Source organism: Proteus sp. fly-1067 (genome assembly GCF_040139345.1).
Lineage (GTDB): Bacteria > Pseudomonadota > Gammaproteobacteria > Enterobacterales > Enterobacteriaceae > Proteus > Proteus vulgaris_B.
The window spans coordinates 1-510 of the sequence record NZ_JBEEUL010000296.1 but is presented as its reverse complement, the minus strand read 5'-3'; the positions used below and the strand labels follow the sequence as shown (position 1 = coordinate 510).

Here is a 510-nt window from a genome sequence, read left to right as displayed (position 1 = left end):
CGAAGAAGATCGGCATGAAAACATCCGCCGTGTTGGTGAAGTGGCTAAATTAATGGTAGATGCCGGGCTGATTGTTTTAACTGCATTTATCTCTCCTTATCGAGAAGACAGACAAAAAGTTAGAGGACGCTTTGAGCAAGGTCGATTTATTGAAATCTTCGTTGATACTCCACTTCATATTTGCGAAGCTCGGGATCCTAAAGGGCTTTATCAAAAAGCAAGACGCGGTGAAATAAAGCAGTTTTCAGGTATAGATTCGCCTTATGAACAGCCTATTGAACCTGAATTACATTTAGACGGCACACGCCCTATCAATATTCTTATTCAGCATATCCTTACCTATCTACAGCAAAATCATATCTACCGTTAATTTTAAAGTGAAATACAATTATCTCTACACAAACACCTCATAAAAGGGGGGAATGTGTAGAGACGCGAGAGTGTTATTTGTATGAAATACATTTATCATCACGCGAGTGTAAAATATTATTAAGACTTTTCACCCAGAAC

General features: G+C 38.4%; 1 protein-coding gene. It reads left to right on the top strand.

Going from position 1 to position 510, the window contains the following annotated elements; translation table 11 throughout:
* Positions 1–370, top strand: a 370-nt coding sequence (gene cysC / locus ABN217_RS20495; protein ID WP_349460045.1) for an adenylyl-sulfate kinase, incomplete at its 5' end; no start/stop codon positions are given.
* Positions 371–510: the final 140 nt, after the last annotated feature.